Genomic DNA, 17606 nt, shown 5'->3' with positions numbered 1-17606 from the left:
GAAATTGACCGCAACACCGTAATCAGGATCGCACGCATCAGTGACGGTTTCCCTCATTACATCCATTTGATTTCTGAGAAGCTATTCTGGCGAGTTTTCGAGGCCAAGAACGGAGGAGTAGTAACTCCAGAGCTTTTTGGGGATTCAATGCAGGATGCCGCTGAAGCTTTGGATATGAAGCTAAAAAAACCTTACGAAGAGGCGACCCAGAAATATAGAAATGACTACGAAAACGTCCTCTGGGCGGCAGCTGATGGTCACGAACTACGAAGACGAAGTACAGACATCTTCACATCTTATGAACGTATAATGTCTGCTCAAAGTAGAAACCCACTTGATAGGACTAAATTTAATCAACGTATTAACAGCCTCAAGAGAGATACTCACTCCAACATACTGACCGGCTCGCGTGCAGGCTGGTATGAATTTACTGAAACAATGCTTCGGGGATATGTGCGGCTTCGCGCGGAGCAGGCTGGAGTTGAACTGGAAATTGACCATCCAGCAATCGCCAAGCGACTTGGTTGAACGGCCGGCACCCCGACAAACATTTGGGCATCACCTGTGCCGGTTTCGTTCTGGAGGCATTTTGCCGGCATTGATCTGCGGAAGGACTGCTTCACAGATTGTCCTGTAAGGACAGCCTGCGCAGGTTAGTGCTTCACAGAACGCGAAAGCTTGACGAGCCATCTCAGGCCCCAGAGCCCTGTACGGCTCATCAAGGCTACGGCGCTCTTGTTCAGCCCGTTCAAGGACGCCACCGACGAAGTCCTCATTAAGGCCGTAGTAGCGCACCGTTTGCCCGCTTAGGCGGGCTCTACCGGATTGGTCGTTGCGTATCCCGAGAGCCTTCAGCATCCGCCCGATTGTTGCGGGGTCTTGTAGTGGCAGAAGATCCCGCGGTACTGCCCCAGGTGCGTCGAGTGTGCGGGCTTCTGGGATCATAGCAAGTTCCGCTTGAATTTGTGAAAGCGAAATTGCGGTTCTAGTGCCTCGTTCCACGATAGCTTCCACAGCTTGAACCAGAAGATCCCCGGCCGTAAGGTTGTCACTCTTGTTGAAGGCTAGACGCTTAATGGCCTTCTTTACGGCCTCAATAAAGGCTTCGTCGCCGGCCAGCTCAGCAATGGTTTCCAGCGGCGCGGCGATCTGCTCTGCACGGCCTCCACGGGTGGCTACCTTATCTTGATAGACCCGGTGCGCCTCTCTGATATTCGACATTCCCCAAGCATGTAATTCCTGTCGCAGTGGCTCAGTGATCGCAAGATCGCGGCCACGGATACGGCCTTCCTCCTGCACCGCCTTCGGCATCGGCCGACAAAGGATCTGATACATCCGGGTCGCATTAACCGCATCGATACCAAGGATGTTAGTGATCACCTTCGGCCCATAAAAGTTCAACATTCTGGTCGTGCCGTTCTTTTCGATCACGGATTTCACGCCGGTCGTTTTCGAATAGCTGACTTTCAGCACCTGGTTGATGTCACCATAGCCGCCATCGTCACCACCTCGACGACCAACCGCTTCGAGATCATCGAGAACCAGCAATCCGCGTCCCTGATCGATGAAGCGAACAAAGGCTTTTTCTGAACCGCCGCCGAGAACCCGTCCATTGAATGACAGGTCTGCGATGCCCTCGGCCAGCGAAGTCTTGCCCGATCCTTTCTCACCATTCAGCAGCAGAAGCGGAATGGCGTCGAAGGCGTTGTAGCAGTAGCTCATCATCACATAAGCGGCGATGATCTCGTAATCGGTATCGTTGGGTAGCCATGTTAGCTGACGCAAGAAAGCAACGATGTCAGCCATGATTTCTAATGTTAGACGATGGGCGGGTATGCCGGCCTGAACCTTCTCGACGAACGAGTTAATGCTAGGCCAAGACCAAGTCGAAAACTCGCGCGGCTTGGGCATTGAAAGCACCTCAGTGCCGTCATCGAGGACGATCACCTTATCTTCGTCTTCGACATCGTAAGGGGCCGGGGCAGTGCTCATGCCCATCATGACCCCATCTGAACGCACGACTTTGGTTTCGTAGTAGCTGGCTTTCACATCGCTCATGAATGTACTGCCGTCCGGTGCTTGGCGCTTCCGCTTCACCGTCTCGACCCGCCTAACCTGGAACGGATAATACATCTTGCCACCGTGAAAGGCGCCATTGATGTTAATCCGGCGATCTTCGTAAATCCCGTCTTTCTGTAAATCGAGCGGCTTAGCCGGATCCTCGGCAGGCATTGCTAAGCCAATGGCCTTGGCTTGATCGAGGAGTCTTTCAAACTCAGCCACACCGGTTAATTGATCACGTGCTTGAAAGAACTCGGTCCAGTCCTTGCCAACATTACGAGGGGGCTCAACACGGAAAAACTCTCGGTTAGCAAGCTGGCGCACGCGCTTGGCCATTTCTTCCCCAGCGGGGTCATTGTCCTGCCCTAAGAAGACCTTCTCCCATCCGGCCCAAAATTCAGGGTTCCTCCACTCCTCCGGCACCCCGGAGCCGTGCGTAGAACTAATGATCACCATCCTTCCGACCAGGGACGTCTCCCGGATCGCTTCGTAGATGCGCCAAAGGTCTTTCACGCCCTCTGCAACAAAAAGCCAGCGCTTGCCCTCAGATGGCCCAGACCAAGTCGTGATAGGGCTGCCGACGCACCAACCGTTGGTATCGACAGGGCTCACGGAAAAACCCGGAACCGTGATCTTCATCATGCGCTTCAATAGTGCGCCGTCTTGACCCATAACCGGTGCAGTAAGCCAGTTTCCACGGGCCTCCGCGTCCTCTGTGGGCTTCGGCTGATAGAGGCCTGCAAGGCCGACCCCGAAGCGGTCTATCAAGATTTCCAAGGACAGCCCGCGAACTTCTAGGTATTTCAGCGCCTGAGGTGCCTTGGTAAGGCGCGCTCGATGCTTTCGAAGCGTGTCTTTCGAGATTGGCGCCAGGTCATCAGCTAGTCTAGCCGGGGGTTTCGGCTTAGCCTCAACCACCGATAGCCTCGGTTCTGCGCCGAGCAGATCGCCGAGAAACTGGATAGCATCTGCCGTCGAGCATCCACGAGCGAACTGCACTGCGTCGATGAGGTCGCCGTGAGACTTTGACCCTGCCGGATTGAAATCTTTAAAGCGTCCTGCGAACTGGCCAACCGTTTCAAAACGACAACTGCGCCCTATGCCGCCAGCAACATCGCCAACCAGATAAGCGCCCTTATCCCGAACCGCGTCAGCTCCGTAGAGGTCCTGGATAACACGCTCGATATTTCTCGGCTGAATTAGGAGGTCTCGGATTACCCTAATGTCGTAGCGACGGCTCATGCGTCGCCTCCTTCATTAAATATGGAGCTCCAAAGCACATTTCTGGCTAACGAATGGCGCTGGCCGGGCAGGAAACGTGCATAAGCCTCCCTAACCATTTTCTCGCTATCAAGTAGAAGCGCTGCGGCGTCTGAAAATCCTCGGGTTTTTTTAACCGAAGCCGTCGCGAGAACATGTCTAACCGAATGGGGTCCGTGTGGACGCAGTCCCCGGATCGCACCTCGATCTGTATAAGGGTTGTGGATTCCGTAGGTGGTGATCACCGCTCGAAATGCTTCATAGTAGGTGTTGATATTGTATTCTGGTGTCTTTGATCTCTTGGATATCCTCTTCACAAAAAAGGTTCCAGGATCTTCATTATTTCCCAAGAGCGAGCGGCGGGCCTCAAGATAGACTTCGATCTCTGAATAAAAGCCGTCCTGATCCATCAAAACAAAAGTATTTTCTTCATTCACGGCCTTTGATGAGGCATTCTTGAACGCGGTCCCAGGCATCCTCACCAGCCAGCTGGATCCATCGAATGATATCTCTCCTCGTTTCAAACGCGTTAACACTTTCCAAGTGCGAGGCACCCGATCGGAAGGACAGATCAAAAGTTCACGGTTGTTCTTCTGCCGGAACCCTAATTCCAAACCTAAGCGGAGCATCATAAGGCCACGCAGGGCTTCTGCTTTACGAACCGGATATGTGTCATCCGGCATCCGTCGGCGGATCTCATGCACGATTTTATAGTAATCGTTCAACGGTGCCTCCGCTTCGAGAACTGGCATAAGCGCCTCGAATGGATCCCGCCCCTTGGCGGCTACCGCCGCCACTTCCTTGATCCGCTGGGTGAGATGCGCCTTGGCATGAGTACATGCAGCGATCCAGTTCTCTTGAGCTAGGCGGGCGTCTGCTTCCGTAATCAAACCTCGAACTGGAGCTAACCGCTCACCAAACCCCGGCGACTGGACAATGTATCCAAACTCGCCATGAAGAAGTCCCTCCAATACCGAAAGCGCCTTACAAATCGCCCTAGTGTAGCCGCCTCTACGTTTTCGTCTCCATTCGATAAAGGTGTCGATAACCTGCGGGCAAAATGCTGCCGATAGCGACAGCATCTCTTCAGGCAAGCCTATTTGGTGCAACGCACCCATAAAGGCGAGAAGTTCGTCATCCGCCTTCATTGCGCTTACCGGTCCCCATACTTCGTTCCGCTTCATGCCAGATAGAACTAAGGGGCTGGTCTTAAACTTCTGGATTTCATCTAACTCTTCAAGCAGATGTGCAGGACCCATTTTAAGCCGTGATCTGGTATTCCGCGTAAGAGAATAAATCGAAAGATCAACGGAGCCCTCTTTCGATGTGGATTCGTCTTCTAGGATCTCCTTCGGGGTCGAAAGGATATTCGCCGAGACCCAAGCTAAGATTTCGTCTTGCTCATACAGTGATCGCTCATTGAAGTCAGTGGGGAGATGTTGAGTAATACGACGCTGGAGGCTCCTCGGCAGTCCAGTATCATGACTTTCAGACCTATAAGGCGACGAAGGGAGTAACTCTAAAAGTGCTCCTGGACTTATACCAAGAACTTTCTCAATATCTGAAATGTAACTTGAATTTCTCGCCCCAGGATTACTGTATCTCTTCTCCCAATTATTGATCGCTGTCGGGGCAGGTTTTCGACCATTGGATGCCAACGCATTGGCAAGGTCTGACTGGCTTAAGCCTGCTGCCTCACGGAACCGGTAGAGGCGCTCCCCGAAGCTCTCGCCGTCATACATTACATTAGAGGCACGGATCAGCTTTATCGCCCACGGACGAACGCGAACGTTCATCTCAGCTCTCCGGCGCTTAGCGGTCTTGTCTTGACCTAATGCTTTTAGCGCACTGTCCCAGTGCGTAGTGCCGACCAACTCATCGCCAACGTTTTCTGTATTAGAGAGGCCGTTGGCTTCCATGAAGGCGGTCAGTGACCTTGTCGTATTGGACAAGGCGTTAATGTTAGTGGCGCGGCCAGGATGTTCGTTTTCGAGATCTACTCGACGACGTTCCCGAACATGCAGAAGCAGGCTCTCGTAGGTAATCGCCGAGGTTTCATGTCTCTGATCGATATATTCAGCCTCTTGAGGCTGCACTTGCTTATGTTTCATCTGCGTCTCGTTCCTTGTTGAAACTGAGACGCCCTCCGGGTAGAATTATAGGGTAGCCGCAAAACTACACCTACTCAGAAGCCTCGGAGTGTTCCACCACTTCGGGGCTTCTCACCTTCAGGGCGTCATAGTAGGCTGGGCTGCCAGCCATGCCTAATCAACGTCTCTCCCTTCTCCGTTAAAGCTACATTGCGGCGGCCTTGATCTGGGATTTTCTTAGCGATCCCTTTCTTGATCAGCGCACCGAAGTACGGGCTCATGTTGGTGGTGTTAAGCCCCATCTGGACAGCAACTTCCCGCTGCGTTGGCCATTCGCCATGCGCATCGTGATATCGCAACATGGTCTCTGCGATATTTAGTTGTCGCTCCGTGGGTGGTTTCACCTGATTCCTCCAAACAATCTCTCCATCAAGGTTATTTTGCGTTATAGCGCAAAGTCAATCGCGTAATACGCAAAACCTAAATTTTTAGGCATGTTGGCGCCATTTTCTAGACTTGTAGGCCATTAAGAAAAAGAAGATCGGCACAAAGCCGGGATCCGGGACACCATTCCTTAGAGTATTGTTCTTGGGAGGTTTTTTCGCGTACCGGATGCCGTTCTGATCCTGCGTTGGCACTTTGTGCCGACACACCAAGTCCGGCACAATTTAAGGTAATCCGGTACATAGTCCGGCACAGCACTTGTTCTGCATGCCTGTCATCATTTTTATCTATTAAAAATAAATAGATAGGATGTTTAGAACAAGATTATCGACTAGAACTGACCGGCCGGAATCTTACATAGGAACACGGTCCAGAACAAAAAAATATCCTTTAAAAGGATGGGCTTGCATGAATATTGTGCCGGATCTAACATTTTTCTCCGTTTTTTTTAGTATGGCAAAAATTATGATCTTTTACCTTGAAAATATACCAACTTAACAATTCAGATGTTAATCTAAAGGGATATATTAACGCTAAACTTATATAAGTAGTTGATTTGTATTATTTTTTTATTTTTTAGGATCGACACCATCCTCTCCAACCACTGCGTTCAGAATCGTTAAACAACCTTATCAATTTCAATATATAGTAGAGATTTTTTGGTTTAACACAATATATAGATCATTGTTATCATATAAAAAGATCCGGATCATTTTCTAACGGTCCGGGAGTGTTAAACCAAAAGATCCGCTCGAATTGTGCCTAGACCTCCTCTTGTCCTTTGGGAGGACGAGGGCCTCATCAGAGGCTGTCCCGACGCTACTCTCAGTGGCAAGCGCCCGCATTGGACTGCATACATATGCGATCTAGATGATAGCTCCGCGACCGTCGCAGCTTGTGCATAGGCTGCGCACAGCGACCCAGTGTGGGGACCGATGAACGCCCTTAATCACATCCACGCAAAAACTTCACGATCCCCAACCTACGTTCCGTATACTGAAATCTTCCACGCCAACCATCGGCAGCGTTCAAAAAACCATCGTTTGCATTAGCAACATAAACGAAGCTTTGGCCGGCGAGAGTCAATTTTAAGTCCCTGGGGCTGTAATCTTGCGCTCAGTAGCTTCAGGCCCCAACCTGTCGCTATTGTCCCAGAATGGGGCTGATGTGAATTCGGAGCACAAAATGACATCCATGACGTTCAAGCAATTTTTGACCAGTCTAAGGCCTCGTAACGACGCCAAGGGTGATTTTTTGCGGCTTGCAAGAGCCGACCCCGATTTTCCAGATTCGGAGTCGTGGGAAGAGATCCACTCGTACATGGCAAAACGCCATGACAACTCAGTAATCACCGACGCGGCCGCGGACGTGTGGAACGAGTATCAAGTTTCAGTTCGCAAGTTGCGCAAGGCCAGGTAGTTGGATCTAGACGGTTGCGAGGGGGCTGGGTTGGTCGAGCCGGGCGGTTATCTGCCCCGCATCTTGATATTAATAGGCCCCGTATGCGGCGCTATCGCAGCCTTCACCGCATCTATCATACCATTCAGCTCTTGGACCTGTCGGCCCAGGCACACTGGATCTGTATCACCGACTTTATCAACGACCCGCTGGCGCTCTCCAATCAACAGATCCAAGAGGCGTCTCAGATTGGCATTGTAGGCACTGGCCTTATCATCGGTTGGCATCGGGGGTTCCTACGTTGTGAAGTAATACGGCGGGCTAGTGCTGGAACCCGCGCCGTAAAAGCTTTAGGAGGCAGCGCGGGGTTCTGCGGGTCGCTGTCAATCTTGCCTAAACGGGCGGGCGCTGTGAAAAAAACAGGATGCAGTGTTCAATACCATTTCGCCCCGCTCTTTTGGTTTGTGGTCACCTGCTAACAGGTTCCCGTTATCATGAAACGGGTTGCTCTTAATACCCGGCCCGCGCAAGCTTAACAGGGTGCCATCTATGCCGACGACCTCCCAAACCGCTTCACTATCTCCAAGACCTTCTTCGGCAGCGCCGATGGTGCAGAAATGATATTCTTTACCAACTTCAAACATGGGATGTTCCTTGGGTTGCTCGCTTCATGCCCTAGCATAGTTTTGCGACCCTATAGCAGACAACCGGGGCGTGACTGACGGCCCTCTTGCGGTGCATCACATAACACCCGTTAGCGGACTCAATGCGGCTTAGGGTTGAATCGCATCACAACACATGGGGTTCTGAAACGGTGGTTTTTGAGCGATCTGTGCGGGTGCGGCAAAAGTCCGCTGTGAGCCCTTTTTTCTGATTTTGACAAATTTGGATAAAGAAATCTATGCTACCTAAAATTTCTTAAGGGGTAATCTTCACCAATGCTTAGTCACATTGCATACGTGAGCCGATCTTGCTCCCCACTAGACGCCAAGTTTCTGTCAGACATACTCGAGGTCTCTGTCCGCAATAATGAGCGCGATGGCATCGGCGGGGTGCTGATGTATCATGACCAACTGTTTTTTCAGATTCTGGAAGGTGAGGGACGGCTTGTAGAGCAATGCTATGGGCGTATCTGTAGAGACCCGCGTCACTCAGGCATTTCAATAGCCTTGGATGAAACGGTAGAGGCTCGTTCGTTTCCAGACTGGTTGATGGGATACGTTGGTCCAGATGAGATTGGTGAGCACACTGGTGGAGCGATGCTATCCTTGGCTGGGTTGAACGCACCTGAGCTTTCTGACGGAGACAAGCGTGGACATGCTTTGGAACTTGCACGAATAATGTTTAAAAAGTTCTCAAAACGCTGATACTAACCTCCTCCACAGCAAACATCTGATCGCTGGTGACTGAGAAAGTAGGGAAATGTCCGCTAGGTATAGCTAAGCGGACCTTCAAGCCGGTTCCACAAACGCTCGTTTTTGAAACTGCCGTGTCCAGCGCAGTACACCTTCTGGAGCGTTCAAAATCGGTGGTTTTTGAACGACTGATGGCATCAGGACAACCCTCTCGAACTGGCGATGACGGGACCGAGGAGTTCAGACACTAAAACGCTCGCTCCATCGTCACTAGGTCAGCCCGCACCTGCGCGGCTCTACGAGCTGATCTTCCACTTTACGGACTGCCATGCAATTGTTCACGGATACTCCTTTTAGGAGCCCGTCACGAAAGATACCCCGATCCCATGACCAAAACCTCATCATCAGATAGCTCTGAGCGCGCTACCCCGCCGACGACCTCCGGACCGTCGGCGTTTCCAATTGTCGGGATCGGCGCGTCGGCGGGTGGGATCGAGGCGCTTGGCAAGTTTTTCGACGCGATGCCAGCAGACAGCGGGATGGCGTGCGTCATCGTTCTTCATCTGGACCCGACCAGGGAAAGCCAGCTCTCGACGATCCTGACCCACCACACCGAAATGCCGGTGCATGAGATCGAAGACGGAATGCCCGTTGAGGCGAACAATGTCTATGTGATCGCCCCCAACACCTACCTACGGGTAACCGGCAATACCTGCCATCTGTCCGAACCGCGAGAGCCGCGCGGGCATCGGTTTCCGGTCGATGAACTGTTCAGATCGCTTGCCGAAGACCAGCAGGAACGCGCGATCTGTGTCGTTCTGTCCGGCACTGGCCATAACGGCACCGAAGGCCTCAAAGAAATCCGGGCCTCGGGTGGCTTCGCGATCGCACAGGAGCCAGAGACCGCGAAATTCGACGGCATGCCCCGAAGTGCGATATCGGCCGGTCTGGTTGATCGCGTGCTTGCCCCGGACCTTATGCCCGAATTCCTGGTCCAGCACATCAAGCGGGGCTATCAGACCGATGTCCCGCCGCGCATCGCGGATGAGGGCAAGGATGCCACATCACTCGACCCCATCTTGGCCGTTCTGCGGGCGCAGTCAAACCACGATTTCCGAAACTACAAACCAAACACCCTGTCACGGCGCATCGACCGGCGCATGGGTCTGGTTGGTGCCGATTCGATGGACGACTATCTTGAGACGCTGCGGGACAATCCCGCAGAAATTGCGGCGCTGACCCGAGATCTGATGATCAGCGTGACCAGTTTCTTTCGTGACCACGATGCCTGGACGGCGCTCGACGAAATGGTGATCCGGCCGCTGGTGGCGGAACGCGACGACCGATCTACTATCCGGTTCTGGGTTCCGGCCTGTTCGACAGGTGAAGAGGCCTATTCGCTGGGCATGCTTGTGCTCGACGCGGCAGAGGCGGCCGGAAAACAGTTCGACCTGAAGATTTTCGCCACCGACAGCCAAGACATCAATCTCAAGATGGCGCGTGCCGGCATTTATCCGGCAGCAGCCTCGAAAGCGATATCCAGCGCGCGCATGGATCGATATTTCGACTTGCTGGACGGCACGATCGAAGTTCGCAAGGAACTGCGCGAACAGGTGATCTTTTCGCCCCACAACCTGTTGCGCGATCCGCCGTTCTCGCGCCTCGATCTGGTGACGTGCCGTAACCTGCTGATCTATCTTCAACCTGAGGCGCAAAAGCGCGTTCTTGCTCTTTGTCATTTCGCACTTTGCCCAGACGGGCATCTGTTTTTGGGCAATGCCGAAACGATCGGGCGGCGCAACGATCTGTTTTCAACGATCTCGGCCAAGGCCCGTATCTATCGCCGGGTCGGGCAGACGCGGCATGATATCGCCGATTTCCCCCAGTTCAATCTTCCGGCTGGTCAACAGGAAGGCGAAAATGACGCCGCGCTGTCAGCCCCGGTCCCGACGCGGGGCAGCTATGTCGATATCGCGCGCCGCGCTCTGCTGGAGCGGCATGGCCCGGCCTCGATCCTGGTCGATCAGAACGGGAGCGTGCTCTACTATTACGGCGTCACCAGTCCGTTTCTTGACAACCCGCCCGGCGAGCCGACGCGCGACGTACTGGCAATGGCCCGGAACGGAGTCCGCGCCAAGCTGCGCGTCGCGTTGCGTGAAACCAACAAAAGTGGCGAGGAAAGTGAATTCACCGCCCAGGTCATGCAGGACGGCAAGCGACGGCTTTTTACGGTGAGCGTGACACCTGTCAAGGCACCCGGAGATGCCGCACTCAGACTGATCAGCTTCGCCCCGCAGCGCGAAGAGGCAAGTGCGTCTGAACTTCCGTCAGACAAGGAGCCAAGCCACGGCGAGCAGATGCTGGAGGATGAATTACGCGCCGCCCGCGCCGAGCTGAATAGCACCGTCGAGCAGATGGAAAGCGTCAATGAAGAGTTGAAGGCCTATAACGAGGAAGCCACCTCGATGAACGAGGAGCTTCAGTCGACAAACGAGGAACTGGAAACGTCCAAGGAAGAGTTGCAGTCTTTCAATGAGGAAATGCATTCGGTCAACAACCAGCTTCAGCACAAGGTCCACCAATTGGACGAGGCGACCAACAACCTCGAGAACCTGCTGTTCGGAACCAATATCTCAACGCTGTTTCTTGATACCGACCTTTGTATCAAGTGGTTTTCCCCGGCAAGCCGCGCACTGCTGGATCTCGTCTCGACTGATGTGGGTCGGCCACTCGTTCATTTCGCGCTTAAGATCGCAGATGACAATCTGCTCCGCGACGCGGCAATAGTTCTGGAAAAACTGTCGACCATTGAAGTCGAAGTGCGGGACGACGCTGACAACTGGTACTTGAGGCGACTGCAACCCTACCGGACGCGCGACAACCGGATCGACGGCGTCGTCATCACATTCACCGACATCACGGAACGCAAGCGCGCCACCGATGACCTGGACGAGGCGCGTGCCTTTGCCGAATCCATTGTCGCCACGATCCGCCAGCCGCTGCTGGTCCTGACGCCGGAACTGGATGTGCTGACAGCAAACGAGATGTTTTGCGAAACCTTCGCAACCAAACATCAGGATACCGAAGGCAAGCGGATTTATGATCTTGGGGATGGCCAGTGGAATATACCGGAATTGCGCAGCCTGCTCGAAGATATCCTGCCCGAGAAAGAGGAGTTCAGTGATTTCAGGGTCGATCACGACTTCGAGACGCTGGGCCGCCGCACCATGTTGCTCAATGCCCGGAGTCTCAAGCGCATTGGTATTCCGCCCCAGCTCATTCTGCTGTCGATCGAGGACACGACCGCCCAGACCGAAGCCGATGCGCACCGTGATCTGCTGATTGACGAGTTAAGCCATCGGGTCAAAAACACGCTTGCGACCGTCCAGTCGCTGGCATCCCGCACCTTGCGGCAGGCTGATACGATGGAGGCGTTCAAGACCGCGTTCGAGGGTCGTCTACATGCCTTGGCGCGGGCGCATGACTTGCTGGTTGAGGAAAACTGGCAAGGTGCCGGTCTGAAGCGGTTGGCGCACCGTACTCTTGCGCCGTATTTTGAGGCAGACACTGATCGGATCACAATAGAGGGCCCCTCCCTGAGCCTTACGCCCCAAGCGGGAACCGCTCTGGTGCTGATCCTGCACGAACTGGCAACGAACGCCGCTAAATACGGTGCGTTGTCAGGGCCTGAAGGCAAACTGTCGTTATGCTGGCGTGTCGAAGATGACGAGGCGGAGGCATGCGTGTTCATTGATTGGACCGAGACTTGCAGTAACAAAATTGAACCGCCCACTCGCACGGGGTTTGGCAGCCGATTAATCCAGAGCAGCGCCGCACACGAACTTCAAGGTAGTGCCAAACTTGACTATCGTGCCACCGGATTGCATTGTCAGATGATGTTTCCATTGAATTCCCTTGCCAATGGCCATCGGCTCCAAGACCACGCTGATGACTGACATGAAAACCAGCCTTGCAGGATTGCGCATACTTGTCGTTGAGGACGAGGTCCTGGTCGCGATGGATATCGAGGACATGCTGCTCGATCTGAAATGCGAACCGATTGGACCAGCCTCGACAATCAAGGCTGCACTTGAAATCATCCGCAGCACTGACAAACTTGACGTTGCGTTGCTGGACATGAACCTTCACGGACAATCGGTGCTTCCGGTCGTCGAGGAACTGGTCAAGAAGGGGGTCCCATTTGTCTTGGTGACGGGCTACGCACGGCGTGATGACGATCCGTCTGCGATGCGTGATGCGCCACGATTGAACAAGCCGTTCCGCATGGCAACGCTGTCCGAAACCATATCGAAAGCGTTCACCCGATTAGAGTGAAAGATGGTGCAGACAGTAGCATACATCCGGAACCGAGTGGTCAAAAACGCTCCTTTTTGGAACAGGCGTCCCCTGCCTCGGTTTCTGCTACCAAAACCACCGTTCAAAACTGAACCGCTTGTTGAAGGTTTGTGGGTGGGGCATGCCAAGGACCACCTGTAACCACATTTAGCAACTAAAGCATTGGTCACGAGCCCTTATAGGTATACATGTAAACCAAAGGAGAAACGTCATGACCAAGCAAACTGCCGTGCGTCTACCGGAGGAAACTTACAACCGTCTGAAAACTCTTGCCGAGAGGACAGGCCGAACGGCCACCTTCTATATTCGTGAGGCTATCGAGGAACACCTCGAAGACCTGGAAGATTTGTATACCGCCGAGCAAGCATCCATTGCGTTTCGTCAATCTGGTGATCGTACCCTCTCCCTAAATGAACTGGATGCCGAACTTGGCTTGGAAGATTGAGGTCACCGAAAAAGCCGCAAAGCAGATAAAAAAGCTAGGGACAGCAGACTCCAGGCGAATACGGGATTACCTGCGGGATCGCATCGCACCACTTGATCATCCACGCCAACTAGGAAAGCCGCTGCAAGGCTCTGAACTTGGCTGCTATTGGCGTTATCGCGTTGGAGACTATCGCATTCTGTGTGAGCTGCATGACCATGAGATGATCGTTCTTGTCATCGAAGCCGGTCACCGCAGGAAAATCTATGGGTAGTCAGTGACCTACACGCCTCGGGTAAGCTTAACCCTATAAAGAACAGGTAACTTGACCACTATGAACACACTGATCTCTTGGAATAGTAAACTATGAAAATAGTTTCATAGTTTACTACAAAGGTACTTTAACGTTTTCGGGCTGGTCCGCTCGACCGTCGCAAGTAAGCCTCGATGGCTTCGACGATGATATCATTCATCGGCCTTTCCTCCTCGATGTTTTGAAGTTTTAAGCGTCTATGCGTCGCCTTCGGCAGACGGATGTGCATCGCTGTCAGATCGGCTTTGTCCATCTCTTTTATGGGCTTAACTGCACCTTGGGCCGTGCTGGTGGCTTCCTTTTCGGTAGACGCCGGAGCTTTTTTTTCCTCGATCACCACCGCAGGCTGAGCCGCGCCAACCTTCATTGTATTTGCCATGTCCAGAAGGGACCGCTTCTTAGTCATTTTAGGTTCCTCTTGATCTCGGCAAACAGTGCCGTTGCCTCCTGTGCGGCTTTCTCTCGGGGGCCCGCGAATTCGGTAATCGCCAGTCCGGCGTTCAATGCGCTCGAAAAGGGTTTTCGATACCCTAGTCTAGACTTGGCGACGGGGATCTGGGGCGCGAGCTGCGACAGGATCTCTTCGGTCTCGTCAGCCTCGGCGCCCCGCGATGGCACTTGGTTCAAGACGAAGATCCCTCGGGCGCCGTTGTCGTTGATTGCTTTTACGGTTGTCTCAATGGCCCAGATGTCGAGGGCGCCGGGGCGCACCGGAACAAGAACGAGATCAGATCGCGAAAGCACCAAGTCTGCTTGGGTCGCGGAGTGTGGTGGCATATCGACGACAACGAGGTCGAGACCTTCCTCAGCGGCTTGCTCGAGGTATCCGGTGAATGAGCCAGGGTCTGCTGGTAGTACCGGAGGCGTTTCAGCTTTCCGAGTTCGGGTCCAGTATGTCGAACTTTCCTGGACATCGTAGTCAAGCATGAGCACGCGGTTCTGTCGTTTCTGTTGCGAAGCAAGAACGGCCATGTGGATCGCCAGCGTGGACTTCCCGCTGCCGCCTTTGGATGTAAAGACGCTAAGAACCTTCATTCTCAAACCTAACTTTTGGTACAAAAATATTTTTGTAGGTTTCTACGATAATACCGGTGTTAGTATCAAGGCTTCGTGTAGAAGTGTCTTTAGACTACAACTTGGTCGGGCAGACGAGCATCACTGTCGTTCTAAAACTACGCGATGAAGACATCCCTATGGGCTGAAATAGCCCTATGTTCAGTCTGAACTCTTCAGCTTCCTCGACAGGCAGCTGAAGAGCCTGTGGCCGAGAGCATCACACGGATTGTCTCTGATCAACCCGAAGCCGATATCTGAAACTGGCGGTGGTGAATTCCCAGTCCGCCTCACCGCTCAACTGACTGGGCAGGATGTGCGTCAGGATCATTGTGCCAAATCCTGCTTTGGTCGGCTCCGATACCCCCGAGAGGCCGGTTTCGGTCCACTCAAACTCGAAGCCATCACCGACCACCTTCCATTTGATCGAAAGGCGACCGCCGTCCTGATGCAACGCTCCATGCTTGGCTGCATTGGTTGTGAGCTCGTGCAGCGCCAGCGAAATCGCTTGTGCCTCGGAGGCGTTCACGCGCATTTCCGGCCCTTCAACGAGGATCGTGCTGTCGATCCTGTCGCCATAAGCATCAAGCTGCTCGTAGATCAACCTGTCCATCGTCATGCTCTTCCTATTTCCTTTGGCAAACATGGAATGGGCCTTGGTTAGCGCTCGGATGCGGGCCTCGAAGACTGGCAAGAACCCGTCAAGTGAGGTCTGCATCCGGCCGGTCTGGCGCGCAACGGTTGCGACCGTCGCCATAAGGTTGCCGATCCGATGATGCATCTCGCCCGCAATCGCATCCTTCAATTCGCGATTTTTGACAAATTCGGTGATATCGTTGACCCGCAAAAGCACATGTTGCACCTCACCGTACGGGTCGGGGAGCGGCGTGAAATACACATTCCACCAAACATCTCGCATTCCGCCTTCGGCGTTTTTATCCGGTATCGCATAGAGAAGTTCTTTTAGCGCCGTCGCCGTCCCCGCCAGTGCCTCTTGAAACGCCACCATCAAGGTCTGTTGACGTTCATCGGTTTCAGGAAACGCCTCAAGCACATGCCTGCCCATCAAGCCTTCGCGCGAGGCGCTCAAAGTCACAAGATATGCTTTGTTCATGCCGGCAAACCGGAACGCGCCGTCGAGTATCGCACAAGGCGCCGAGAGGACTTTGAATATCTGTTCATAATCAGTCATCTACTCAATCTCCTTACTCGAGGTTGACCTTTAGTCTAGGCGGCAAATAGATCTCATCCATTTGCCGTGGTATCATGGTAGCAGATCGTTAATTTGGTTTTGTTTGTGGCCTGCAACGATGACTGAGAGGGTGTCGGCGAGATACGCATGAAGGATCAATACTATTCAATTTACAGGTCTAGATCAGGGACGCGATAACGCCCCGGTTTTTAGCTTCGGTATTGTTCCCAGTGAAGATCGCATTTTTGCGATTCAAAGCGAGGGGTTGGATTGTGCGCTCGACAGCGTCACTGTCCATCTCGATACGTCCATCTGTCAAGAACAAGCCAGCCCAAACCAATGGCGTGAGGTCAGGGGCCTCACCCAAGGACACCTTTCCATCCAGTGATTACCAATGCCCTTCCTTCACTGTATCTGGCCAACGTCCATCTGGCTCAACTCGATGAGAGGGTATCACTTAAGGTGCTACAAAGATATTTTTGTATTTTTGTAGCAAGATACTTTAGGCGTGAATGGAGCCAGTAGGCAGCGTCCGAGCATCTAAGCCTCTGGCAGGCACGTTTGTTAGCCGGGTTAGAATGTCGAGATCACGCCCACCTTGCCGGAATTCCGCGGTACAGAGGAGGGCTGCTTTTAAAGAGCATGCACCAACCTTCAACAACATTGCTGGTTTTGTAGGGGGTTTGTAGTAGCATAAAACTGGGCATTGAAAGTTGTTCAAGAACGAGCGCTTATGACGCTAGAATTCATTGAGACTAATAGAGGATAGGTTTTTTCGTGACAAGAATCGAATGGCTTAGGCCAGTTTTAACTCAGCCAGAATATGACTTCGGCAAATTGATGGCGACCCTTCTTTCACCGTCTAGTCCTCTACAGTCAGAAGAGTTTTTGAAGGGAAGAGAGAAACAACTTAGCCATATCAAAAGAGCCCTTCTACAATCCGGCCGTCACGCCTTAATCCATGGCTTGCGAGGGGTCGGAAAATCATCTCTTGCTCAAACAAGCGCCTATGCCCTCCCGGAAAGCGAAGATGCTATTTTGATTGGCTGTGATGAAAATAGTACTTTTGCGACTATTATTCGAGAAGTTTTCGACCAAATGAGTGGTCGCAGTCCTGTTTTCGAAAAAAGCATTACGGAACGAGGACTAAGTTTTTCTCGTTTTGGTCTCGGCGCTGAAGGAAAAAATTCTTTGCATGAGGGGCGTGCAAGCGACCCAAGTTCAGTAAATGAAGCCGTTCGCTTGGTTCGTTTCATTTCAGAAAACCTGACCAATAGAATTGTAGTTGTTGTCGATGAGTTTGATCTCATAACAAATCGAGGTGAACAGGTAATTTTTACAAACTTCTTAAAGCAAATATCAGACCAGCACGTTTCAGCTACCTTCATAATCTGTGGCATCGGAGAAAGCGTTGAGACGTTGATGGACGCTCATGCAAGTGCTGATCGATATTTTCATACTGAAGGTCTACAGCAGCTTCCTTGGGAAGCTCGGTTTGAAATTGTTGAAAGTGCTGCTGAATCCTTAGGTATAGAAATTGACCGCAACACCGTAATCAGGATCGCACGCATCAGTGACGGTTTCCCTCATTACATCCATTTGATTTCTGAGAAGCTATTCTGGCGAGTTTTCGAGGCCAAGAACGGAGGAGTAGTAACTC

15 protein-coding genes and 1 pseudogene are annotated in these 17606 nt (G+C 52.6%); 8 read left to right on the top strand and 8 right to left on the bottom strand.

All coding sequences use genetic code 11. The features are described 5' to 3' along the window. On the top strand, window positions 1-528 hold a 528-nt coding region (locus FQ320_RS25940; RefSeq protein ID WP_222861713.1), incomplete at its 5' end, for a hypothetical protein. Between the two features lie 30 nt (window positions 529-558). On the opposite strand, the gene FQ320_RS24165 is transcribed toward FQ320_RS25940, so the two are convergent. From FQ320_RS24165 to FQ320_RS24155, 3 genes are all read right to left on the bottom strand, one after another. Beyond that, window positions 559-3303 carry a DUF3631 domain-containing protein gene (locus tag FQ320_RS24165; RefSeq protein ID WP_148475837.1) on the bottom strand — a complete coding sequence of 915 codons (2745 nt, stop codon included), beginning with the start codon at window positions 3301-3303 and terminating at the stop codon, window positions 559-561. Next, entirely contained in the window at window positions 3300-5432 is a 2133-nt protein-coding gene (locus FQ320_RS24160; RefSeq protein WP_148475836.1) for a helix-turn-helix domain-containing protein, read from the bottom strand. The genes FQ320_RS24165 and FQ320_RS24160 overlap by 4 nt, the downstream gene beginning before the upstream one ends. A 125-nt stretch (window positions 5433-5557) precedes the next feature. Further along, window positions 5558-5815: a hypothetical protein gene (locus FQ320_RS24155; RefSeq protein ID WP_148475835.1), complete on the bottom strand. Its 258-nt coding sequence runs from the start codon at window positions 5813-5815 to the stop codon at window positions 5558-5560. A gap of 1225 nt (window positions 5816-7040) precedes the next feature. Between FQ320_RS24155 and FQ320_RS27005 the strand changes: the two genes are divergently transcribed. Further along, window positions 7041-7274 (top strand): YozE family protein, encoded by a 234-nt coding sequence (locus tag FQ320_RS27005; RefSeq protein WP_148475834.1) that lies wholly within the window; start codon window positions 7041-7043, stop codon window positions 7272-7274. Window positions 7275-7636: 362 nt separating this feature from the next. On the opposite strand, the gene FQ320_RS24145 is transcribed toward FQ320_RS27005, so the two are convergent. Next, window positions 7637-7897 carry a hypothetical protein gene (locus FQ320_RS24145; protein WP_148475833.1) on the bottom strand — a complete coding sequence of 87 codons (261 nt, stop codon included), beginning with the start codon at window positions 7895-7897 and terminating at the stop codon, window positions 7637-7639. Between the two features lie 294 nt (window positions 7898-8191). On the opposite strand from FQ320_RS24145, the gene FQ320_RS24140 reads away from it, so the two are divergent. The 5 genes from FQ320_RS24140 to FQ320_RS24120 all read left to right on the top strand — a co-directional run bounded on the left by FQ320_RS24140 (window position 8192) and on the right by FQ320_RS24120 (window position 13662). Then, window positions 8192-8620: a BLUF domain-containing protein gene (locus tag FQ320_RS24140; RefSeq protein ID WP_148475832.1), complete on the top strand. Its 429-nt coding sequence runs from the start codon at window positions 8192-8194 to the stop codon at window positions 8618-8620. 374 nt (window positions 8621-8994) lie between these two features. Further along, window positions 8995-12564 carry a chemotaxis protein CheB gene (locus FQ320_RS24135; protein ID WP_148475831.1) on the top strand — a complete coding sequence of 1190 codons (3570 nt, stop codon included), beginning with the start codon at window positions 8995-8997 and terminating at the stop codon, window positions 12562-12564. After that, window positions 12557-12943 (top strand): response regulator, encoded by a 387-nt coding sequence (locus FQ320_RS24130; RefSeq protein WP_222861712.1) that lies wholly within the window; start codon window positions 12557-12559, stop codon window positions 12941-12943. Before FQ320_RS24135 ends, FQ320_RS24130 begins: the two co-directional genes overlap by 8 nt. 232 nt (window positions 12944-13175) lie before the next feature. Next, window positions 13176-13409 carry a DUF6290 family protein gene (locus FQ320_RS24125; RefSeq protein ID WP_148475830.1) on the top strand — a complete coding sequence of 78 codons (234 nt, stop codon included), beginning with the start codon at window positions 13176-13178 and terminating at the stop codon, window positions 13407-13409. Beyond that, window positions 13393-13662, top strand: a complete 270-nt coding sequence (locus tag FQ320_RS24120; RefSeq protein WP_187394067.1) for a type II toxin-antitoxin system RelE/ParE family toxin — start codon at window positions 13393-13395, stop codon at window positions 13660-13662. The genes FQ320_RS24125 and FQ320_RS24120 overlap by 17 nt, the downstream gene beginning before the upstream one ends. A 127-nt stretch (window positions 13663-13789) precedes the next feature. Here the strand turns inward: FQ320_RS24120 and FQ320_RS24115 are convergent, their stop codons facing one another. From FQ320_RS24115 to FQ320_RS24100, 4 genes and pseudogenes are all read right to left on the bottom strand, one after another. Beyond that, window positions 13790-14107 carry a hypothetical protein gene (locus tag FQ320_RS24115; protein WP_148475828.1) on the bottom strand — a complete coding sequence of 106 codons (318 nt, stop codon included), beginning with the start codon at window positions 14105-14107 and terminating at the stop codon, window positions 13790-13792. Continuing rightward, complete coding sequence (locus FQ320_RS24110; RefSeq protein ID WP_148475827.1) at window positions 14104-14736, bottom strand: ParA family protein; 633 nt, start codon at window positions 14734-14736, stop codon at window positions 14104-14106. Before FQ320_RS24110 ends, FQ320_RS24115 begins: the two co-directional genes overlap by 4 nt. 238 nt (window positions 14737-14974) lie before the next feature. Beyond that, complete coding sequence (locus FQ320_RS24105) at window positions 14975-15946, bottom strand: HWE histidine kinase domain-containing protein (RefSeq protein ID WP_148475826.1); 972 nt, start codon at window positions 15944-15946, stop codon at window positions 14975-14977. A gap of 72 nt (window positions 15947-16018) precedes the next feature. Beyond that, window positions 16019-16274, bottom strand: a pseudogene (locus FQ320_RS24100) (transposase domain-containing protein); the annotation flags it as partial. Window positions 16275-16723: 449 nt separating this feature from the next. Here FQ320_RS24100 and FQ320_RS24095 point away from each other — a divergent pair. After that, on the top strand, window positions 16724-17606 hold an 883-nt coding region (locus FQ320_RS24095), incomplete at its 3' end, for an ATP-binding protein (protein ID WP_148475825.1).

Origin of the sequence: Oceaniovalibus sp. ACAM 378 (genome assembly GCF_008085915.1) — a bacterium.
Classification (GTDB): Bacteria; Pseudomonadota; Alphaproteobacteria; order Rhodobacterales; family Rhodobacteraceae; genus Oceaniglobus.
This window is presented reverse-complemented; position numbering and strand designations above follow the sequence as displayed.

Excerpts from the sequence above, each read along its gene's own strand:
- FQ320_RS24140 (WP_148475832.1), top strand. The coding sequence starts at position 8,192 with ATGCTTAGTCACATTGCATACGTGAGCCGATCTTGCTCCCCACTAGAC.
- FQ320_RS24125 (WP_148475830.1), top strand. The coding sequence starts at position 13,176 with ATGACCAAGCAAACTGCCGTGCGTCTACCGGAGGAAACTTACAACCGT.
- FQ320_RS24115 (WP_148475828.1), bottom strand. The coding sequence starts at position 14,107 with ATGACTAAGAAGCGGTCCCTTCTGGACATGGCAAATACAATGAAGGTT.
- FQ320_RS24165 (WP_148475837.1), bottom strand. The coding sequence starts at position 3,303 with ATGAGCCGTCGCTACGACATTAGGGTAATCCGAGACCTCCTAATTCAG.
- FQ320_RS24110 (WP_148475827.1), bottom strand. The coding sequence starts at position 14,736 with ATGAAGGTTCTTAGCGTCTTTACATCCAAAGGCGGCAGCGGGAAGTCC.
- FQ320_RS24105 (WP_148475826.1), bottom strand. The coding sequence starts at position 15,946 with ATGACTGATTATGAACAGATATTCAAAGTCCTCTCGGCGCCTTGTGCG.
- FQ320_RS27005 (WP_148475834.1), top strand. The coding sequence starts at position 7,041 with ATGACATCCATGACGTTCAAGCAATTTTTGACCAGTCTAAGGCCTCGT.
- FQ320_RS24130 (WP_222861712.1), top strand. The coding sequence starts at position 12,557 with ATGACTGACATGAAAACCAGCCTTGCAGGATTGCGCATACTTGTCGTT.
- FQ320_RS24135 (WP_148475831.1), top strand. The coding sequence starts at position 8,995 with ATGACCAAAACCTCATCATCAGATAGCTCTGAGCGCGCTACCCCGCCG.
- FQ320_RS24145 (WP_148475833.1), bottom strand. The coding sequence starts at position 7,897 with ATGTTTGAAGTTGGTAAAGAATATCATTTCTGCACCATCGGCGCTGCC.
- FQ320_RS24160 (WP_148475836.1), bottom strand. The coding sequence starts at position 5,432 with ATGAAACATAAGCAAGTGCAGCCTCAAGAGGCTGAATATATCGATCAG.